The following is an 8,178-nucleotide window of genomic DNA, read 5'->3' as shown; positions in this document are numbered from 1 at the left end:
ATGATTTTGCTGATGTGAAGTTCCTGTATTATAATGATAAGATTAATGCCGGCGATTTCCGCCGTTATTACGGAAGGGTGGAGCTATGACGAAAGCGCGCGCAGTTTCTTTCCATAGGATCGTACTTTACGGGCTGCTTTCCCTGGCGCCTCTTTTTTGCCCGAAGCGGGCGCAGGCCTTTTCTTTAGAATCTTATCACGCCATTGGGGCTCCAATATGTTTTTCCATTTCCATTATCGCGGCGCTGCTTCTTGCGCTGCTTTACGCGCGGCATTTGAAGCTGCAGCACAAGCTTGCCGCCGAACGCCTCTTTTCCGACCATTTGCGCAGCGAGATATGCCGCGGCTACAGCGGAATGCTGCTTCGCGCGGGCGAAGGGCGCGACCGCCCCATCTGCTCCTTCTGCGTAAATTTGACGGACAACTGCTGTTTTCGGATATATTCCGAAGGCGGCGATTTTATGGCGATGGCGGACACGATGACGGCCGATCAGTTTTTTGAGGAGCTGCTTGCGGGGCTTGACAAAAGCTGCGATACGGGCGGCATGCGCGCAAAGCTGAACAGAGAAGCGCTGCTTGAACTTTTTGAAAAGGACGGCGGCACTCTCGCCTACGAGCACCGCTATTTCCGCGAGCCGGGATCTTCTCCGATATGGCTTGCGCTCAATATAGTCATGACGAAGGCGCCCGGCTCGGATACGGTCGAAGCGCTCGTCTTCATGCAGAACATCAACGAGGAAAAGACCGCCCACACGCTTCTTGAGCACACCGCGCGCGTCGAGTATGAATGTTTATTTATCGTAAACGCCGTCAGCGGCCTCGTCGAGCTTGTGAACGGCGGCGAGGACAACGCTCCGCTCAAAGCGGGGCGCGCCTACGACGAAGTGATCGAGGCTACGGCGGAGCTTTCCGTATCACCGGACGACCGTGATTCTTTCCGCCGCGGGCTTTCTCTTGAAACTATCGAACGCGAGCTTAGAAATTCAGACTGCTACACCTATTCCTGCTTCTACGGGCGCGAGGGCGGACGCGCGCTGCGCAAACGCTGGGTGTTCAGCTATATGGACGAAAGCCGTTCCTCCGTCACCGTTACGAGGCGCGACGTTACGGAGCAGTTCGCGGCGGATCTGGACCCGCTCTCCGGCCTTTATCGGCGCGAGAAGTTCAATTCGGAGGCGCGCCGCGTGATGGACCTTTATCCAAATATGCGGTTTGTCATTCTGCGTTTTGACCTTGACCGCTTCAAGGCCTATAACGACCTCTTCGGAGAGGACGCGGGCGACAGGCTGCTTGGGGACATCGGCGCGCTGCTGCTGAAATCGCGCCCGCTGCTTGAACCGTGCGTCGCGGGCCGCATCGAGGCGGATCATTATATGCTCTGTATGCCCTTTGACAAAATACGGACGCTTGACGGGCTTATGAACGAGGCGCGCAGACTGGAAGAGGCGCACCCGGAGTTCAGCTTCACGCTGCGTTCCGGCATCTATATCGTCGACGACGCCAGCCTCAGCGTCTCGATAATGGGAGACAGGGCGCTCATGGCGCTTCGTTCAATAAAGGGAAAAGATTCCCAGCATCAGGCCTTTTACAACCGTTCTATGCGCAACAAGCTGCTGGAGGAGCAGGAGCTGATAAGCGACCTGCGCGAGGCCTTTGAAAACGATCAGTTCATACCCTACATCCAGCCTCAGGTGAATATGGTGACGGGCGACATCATGGGCGCGGAGGCGCTTGCGCGCTGGCAGCATCCGCGCAAGGGGCTGATCGCGCCGGGCGTATTCATTCCGGTGCTCGAGCGCCGCGGGCACATAATGAAGCTCGACCGCGTAATATGGGAGAAGACCTGCGCTCTGCTTGCGCGCTGGATGGAAGAAGGCCGCAAGGTTGTGCCCATCTCGGTCAACATCTCGCGCGCGGACGCGGCGGACCCGGCCCTTATTTCTATATTGCTGGAACTTCTTGAAAAATATTCGCTTGAGCCTAAGTACCTTCGTCTGGAGATAACGGAGTCCGCCTATCTGGATAACCCGGAGCAGATAATAGAGACGGTCAAAAAGCTGCGCACGCACGGATTTTTTGTCGAAATGGACGATTTCGGCAGCGGCAACAGTTCGCTGAACACCTTAAAAGAGGTGCCCACGGACATGCTGAAGCTCGACATGCGTTTTCTTTCGCAGGCGGGGGACAGGAGCAAGAGCGGCATAATCCTCAACTCCGTAATAAACATGGCGCACTGGCTCAACATACCGGTTTTGGCCGAGGGCGTCGAGCTGCCCTATCAGGCTGATTATCTGAAGACGATAGGATGCAGCCTCGCTCAGGGATACCTTTACGCAAAGCCTATGCCGGCTTCTGAGTTTGAAAAAATGCTTGAAGGGCGCAACGTCACGGAATTTCACGCCGCGTCGCAGTTCGCCGTCTTTTTCAACAACGAGGAGTTCTGGGACCCGCAGTCGCAGGCGACGCTCATCTTCAATAGTTTTGTTGGAGCTGCCGGCATCTTTGAATATTCACGCGGCGCAATCAAACCGACGCGCCTCAACGATAAAATATGTGAGCTGCTTTCTGTAGAAAGGGACGGCGCCAGGGCCAACCACGTCTTCCGCCTCGAAGACGTGGTGGAGGAGGATCAGCCTCTTTATGTCTCGCTCATCGAAAGGGCCGATAAAGAGGACTGCGAGACGGTGGGCGAGATACGCGTGCTCACCGGAAAACATCTTGACGCCGGCGACCCGCTGTGGCTGCGCCTGCGTATGCGCTGCATCGCGCGCCGCTTCGACAGCTGCATCATCTACGCCTCCATCGAAGATGTAACGGACAGGAAAAAAATGGAGCGCACTCTGCGCATAGGCCGCGAGGAACTAAAAATGGCGCTTGAAAATATCGGCAAAATGATCTGCTATTACGACATACCGACAAGGACGCTCCTTCTGCCGCAGAGCTACTCCGAGAAGCATGCCGACCCGCGTGAGATAAAGGGGATACCCTACGCCTCCAAAAACGTCGTCACGGAGGACAGGCAGATGTACTATGCCTTCTACGAAACGCTCATCAAAGGGGAAACGCCGGAGCCGATCGTAGTCCGCGTCAGGAACGCCTGCGGCGGATACGCGTGGGAGAGGCTCAGCGCCACGCTGCTCAGAGATGAAAAGGGGCTTCCGCTGCGCGCCGTCATTACGATAGACGATATGACCCAGGAGATGAACCACGAGGCGGAGACAGAGCTCAACAGGATGCTGATGAGCTGGGCCGACACATGCGTCTGCGACTACGACGTGGCTCAGGATACGCTCCATCTCCAGACGAGCAGACGCGGCAAAGGCATCGAAACGAGTGTCATCAAAGGATACTATGACTATCTTCTGGAGACGGACGGCGTACAGACGGACTGGAAAGAGGGGCTGCGCGCAGTCATCGTCTCCGCCTCTGAAACGCCGTCGCGCGGCAGCCACGATTACGTGGCAGATCTCTGGGGCACGGGCTTTCGCTGGTGCCGTCTCCACTACGTCAGCCTCGCTGACCAGGCGGGCCGCGTCTATCGAATGGTCGGACAGGTGGTGGACGTAGAAGATGAAAAGAAACGCGAGATACTCATGCGGCGGCTTGGCGAAGTGGACGAAGGCGCCGTCATGCCGAAGCTCGACGTGCCGATAGCGGAACGCGTATTCCAGCTGCTCTATAAATCGACCGACCTTGAAAAAAGCGTCGCGGAAGCGCTCAAAATAACAGGCTCTTACTACCGCGCAAGCCGCGCGGCTCTCTTTCTCGACGCGCCGGGCCATAAAAGCTGCGCCAATACCTGCGAGTGGGTCGCAGAGAGAGTGCCGTCGCGCATGAGCGAACGTCAGAACGTACCAGTCGCATTCGATGACGGCTCAGACGTATACGAAAAACTATACGATAAAAACGGCATCTTCGTGTGCAACGACAGCGGCGTATACACAGAAGCGCAGCGCCGCGTCCTTATGATGGACGACGTAGCCTCGGTAGTGCGCTCCAAACTGATGGACGGCAGCACTTGCTGCGGTTTCGTCAGCTTTGAGTCGTGCGGGCAAAAACGCATCTGGACGGAGGAAGAGACCGAAACGATAACGCTGATAGCGAGGCTCATCGGTGTTTTTCTTACGGCAAAGCTGCGCATGGACGACGCGTTTTTCTCGCAGGAGGCCACCTCCGTGCTTGAAAACTGCTCGTCGTACATTTATGTAATAGACCCCGCTGATTATAAGGTGCTATTTGCAAACAAAAAAATAAGGGATGCCTGCCCGGAGACCGGGCTGGAAGGCGTGCCCTGCTACAGCCTCTTTATGGGAGAAGATGCCCCGTGCGCGAAGTGCCCAGTTACGCTCTACAAAAAAACCGGAAAAAGCACAGGCGTCGAGACGACGCGTCCCAACGGGAACTGCCTGCTTGCCTGCGCCTCGTCTTTTCTCTGGCGCGGCCGTGAGATCATGATGATCGAATGCACGGACATAACGCGGCAGAAGCGCGCGGAGGCCGCGCTGCGGCAGCAGAACGAAGAAAATTCCATAGTCATTCGGCACAGCGGCGCGGAGCGCCTTAGATACAACCTCACGGAGCGCATAGCCTACCATTCCGCGCGCGGCGCGGCTCAGTTCGGCGTGCCGCAGGTGATGTCAAACTTCCCGCAGTCGTTCATAGACGCCGGCAAAGTGGCGGAGGAGAGCGTCGGCGCGTTCCTGGCCTATTTTGAATCCATGCGAAACGGAGTGCCAAACGGCAGCGCAAACGTGCTGGTGCGCGTAGCCTCCGGCGAGTCGCGATGGTATCACTCAGACTACACGCTCATGGCGTCGGGAAACGGCGCGCCCGCAAGCGCCATCGTTTCGTTCTATGACAACACAGAGATGATGGAAAGAGAGGTCGCCTACCGCAAATGGCAGGCGCTGCTCGCCTCCAAGCTGGAGCAGAGCGCGGTCTACCTCGAGGTCAACCTCTCGCAGAACCATGTCGAAAGGAACGAAAACACGCGGCTTCCATTTGAAAAGGACCAGTCGTTCAGCGCCTGCATGCACCGCTGCGCCGAAGCTACAGCGCCCGAAGACAGAGAAATGTACACCGAATTTTTTGACGAAGGACGCCTTCTCGGGCTCTTCTTCGCCGGAGTAAAAGAGGACAACCTTGTCTTCCGCGAGGAGACGGACGGCCTCTTCCGCTGGACGAAGGCCAACGTCCAGATGGTCAAATACCCGTACACCGACGACGTCAAGGCCTTCATAGTATTCGAGGATATACACGAGGAACGCAGCGCAATAGTCGAACTTGCGGAGCGCGCCTCGCATGACGCGATGACAAACCTGCTCAACAGAGAGGCTACGTTGCGTACGGCCGACGAACGTATAGAGGCGATGGCCTCCGCCGACCGCTGCGCCGCCTTTATGATAGACCTCGACAACTTCAAACAGATAAACGACAGCCTGGGCCACCTTCAGGGCGACGAAGCGCTGATAGCCGCCTCAAAGACAATGAGAGCGGTATTAAGAGACGACGATATAATAGGAAGGATAGGCGGCGACGAATTCTTCATCTTTATTTCAGGGAACGTCACGCCGCGTTCCGCCGCGAAGACCGCGGAGCGCCTCATTGCCGCGCTTGAAGTCTCATGCGGCTTCCTGCGCCTAACGGCAAGCGCAGGCGTAGCAGTTGCCCGCAAAACCGACAACGTAACCAGCCGTGAACTTTACGCGGCCGCCGACCGCGCACTCTACGAGGCAAAGCGCGCTGGTAAAAATAAATATTATCTGACGGAATGGGCCGTACAATAAACATATCAACGGAGGTCTGATAAATGAAATATATATTTGACGCCGCATTTCTGCCGTGCGAGGCGCTGAAAGAACATGACGTGCGCGTTGTGGTAGATCTGTTGCGCGCCACGACGCAGATAACGACATTCTTTGACGCGGGAGGCGAAGTGCTCGTTCCCGTGACGGAGGTTGATGCCGCCTTTGAAATGAGAGACAAACTTGGCGGCGACTGGAAAATAATGGGAGAGCGCGGCGGCCTTGCCGCGCCCGGCTTTGACTTCGGCAACTCGCCGCTTGAACTGTCCGCGGCTGGCTCCCCGCCAAACGCCATAATCACCACCTCAAACGGCACAAGAGCCATAATGAGGGCAAGCGAAGGCTGCGCGCACGTCATAGCGGCCTGCGCGAGAAACGCGGAAGCCGCCGCCTGGGACGCCGTCTGCTCTGGTACAAACATAGGCCTCCTTTGCGCGGGAAGAAACGGCGAATTTTCGCTTGAAGACACAATCTGCGCGGGGATGCTGATAGAAAAAATGCTGGCGCTCGCCCCGTCAAACGGCGGCACCGAGATGGAACTTACAGACGGCGCCATGGCCGCGATGGCGCTCTGGCATCACTTCGGCCCCGACATCACAGCGGTCTGCCAGGAATCGGCTCACGGCAGGATACTTGCAGGCCTGGGCTTCGACAACGACCTTTTCTTCTGCGGAGAGCTTGATTCAAGCTCCACCGTTCCGATACTAAAAAATTTAAACGGGGTCTTGGCCTTCATCGGAAGATGACCCCGCGCTCTGCATGGGAGGAACTTTGCAATGGATGAAATAATGACGCACGCCTTTAACTTCAGAATGCCGCGCGAAGTGATATTCGCGGCCGGCTCTTCTGCGCTCGCCGTGAAAAAAGCGGAGGCGCTCGGCGCAAAACGCCCCGTATTCATAACCGGCAAAAGCATGGCAAAAAGCGCAGCGCTCGCTGCCCTGCTGGACGACGCGAAAGCGGCCGGCATGGCCCCGCTGCACTGGGGCCGCGTGGCGCCGGAGCCGCCCGCCTCTCTTCTTTACGAAGCGGCGCGCGAGATAAGCGAAGCCGAAGGGGACTGCCTTATCGCAGTCGGCGGAGGCAGCTCCATGGACTTTGCGAAAATGACCGCAGTCCTTGCCAAATATCCAGAAATAAAAATATCGGAAATGATAGGCATGGAAAAAGTTCCCGCGCGCGGCCTGCCCACAATAATGATACCAACCACAGCCGGAAGCGGCTCGGAAGTTTCCGCCGTCGCCGTATTCTCCTTTGAAGAAGAAAAAACCAAAAAAGGCGTAGCAAGCGGCAGCCTCGTAGCCGACGCCGCGCTCGTAGACCCGATGCTCACGCTTGATCTGCCGGCCGGGATAACGGCGGCCGCAGGAATGGACGCGCTTATCCACGCCGTGGAATCCTATCTCAGCCTTGGCACAAACGCTTTGACGCAGGACCTCGCGCTTGCTGCCATCCGCAAAATATCGGCAAACCTCGCCCGCTGCGTACGTGAGCCTCACGACCTCGGAGCAAGAACCGCGCAGTGCTACGGCAGCCTTACAGCCGGAATGGCCTTCGCCATGGCCGGCACCGCCGGAGTACACGCGCTGGCCTATCCTCTGGGAGGCGAATTCCACATACCCCACGGAGAGGCGAACACCGCAATGCTGCGCTGGGTGATGGAATACAACCTTGACGGGTGCTCTGAAAAATTTATCGGCGTAGCCGAAGCTATGGGAGTCAAAACTCAGGGACTTTCGGCCGACCAGTCGGCGAAAGCCGCGCTTGAGGCTATGACCGCGCTGGGCGAAGAATGCGGCGTAAAGACGCGGCTTCGTGACTTCAGCATCCCAAAAGAAGCCTGCGCGCGTATGGCCTCCGCGGCAATGAAAGAGACGCGTCTCATCAACAACAACCCCAGACCCTTGACCGAAGAGAACGTGCGCGCTATATACGAAAGAGCGTGGTAAGTTTTCCGAGCCTGTAAATTAACAAAAATGTAAGCAAAAATATACAGTACATTAGCAAAGAAACCGGTAAAAAAGCGTTGCACCATGTCGGGCGTCCTTATCCAAAAGCCTTAAAAAAGAGTTGACGCAGAGTCCAAAGCGTTATATACTACTCCTTGCTTCGCTTCGGGCCGGCACATCGCCGAAAAAACCAAAGCAAGCGGCACCATGACAAAAAGAATACAGAGAAAGCAAAAGAAACTTCATCATTACTTTTCTTTTAGAAGAGTAAAAAGTGAAGGGTCCTAAAGAAACTAGTCAAGCCGCGCAGGCGGCAAGACGAAATCGTCAGCGAATTTGAGAGCAACACGCCAGAAATCAAACGGAGAGTTTGATCCTGGCTCAGGACGAACGCTGGCGGCGTGCTTAACACATGCAAGTCGAACG

Annotated in this window: 3 protein-coding genes and 1 rRNA gene; all 4 read left to right on the top strand. The window is 56.5% G+C overall.

All coding sequences use genetic code 11. The annotated features are described in order from the left end of the window. Window positions 1-85 precede the first annotated feature (85 nt). The gene (locus tag RRY12_11810; GenBank protein ID MEG2185357.1) at window positions 86-5,785 is read left to right on the top strand and encodes an EAL domain-containing protein; all 5,700 of its coding nucleotides are present in this window, start codon (window positions 86-88) and stop codon (window positions 5,783-5,785) included. A 23-nt stretch (window positions 5,786-5,808) separates the two neighbouring features. Then, window positions 5,809-6,549, top strand: coding sequence for a 2-phosphosulfolactate phosphatase (locus RRY12_11805; protein ID MEG2185356.1), 741 nt, complete (start codon window positions 5,809-5,811; stop codon window positions 6,547-6,549). Between the two features lie 30 nt (window positions 6,550-6,579). After that, window positions 6,580-7,752, top strand: a complete 1,173-nt coding sequence (locus RRY12_11800; protein ID MEG2185355.1) for an iron-containing alcohol dehydrogenase — start codon at window positions 6,580-6,582, stop codon at window positions 7,750-7,752. 358 nt (window positions 7,753-8,110) lie between these two features. Next, window positions 8,111-8,178, top strand: a 16S ribosomal RNA gene (locus tag RRY12_11795); the annotation flags it as partial.

It is taken from the genome of Cloacibacillus sp., assembly GCA_036655895.1.
In the GTDB taxonomy this organism is placed as follows: Bacteria; Synergistota; Synergistia; order Synergistales; family Synergistaceae; genus JAVVPF01.
This window is presented reverse-complemented; position numbering and strand designations above follow the sequence as displayed.

Bases quoted from the DNA above. Each gene is read 5' to 3' on its own strand.
- RRY12_11800 (MEG2185355.1), top strand. From the start codon at position 6,580: ATGGATGAAATAATGACGCACGCCTTTAACTTCAGAATGCCGCGCGAA.
- RRY12_11805 (MEG2185356.1), top strand. From the start codon at position 5,809: ATGAAATATATATTTGACGCCGCATTTCTGCCGTGCGAGGCGCTGAAA.
- RRY12_11810 (MEG2185357.1), top strand. From the start codon at position 86: ATGACGAAAGCGCGCGCAGTTTCTTTCCATAGGATCGTACTTTACGGG.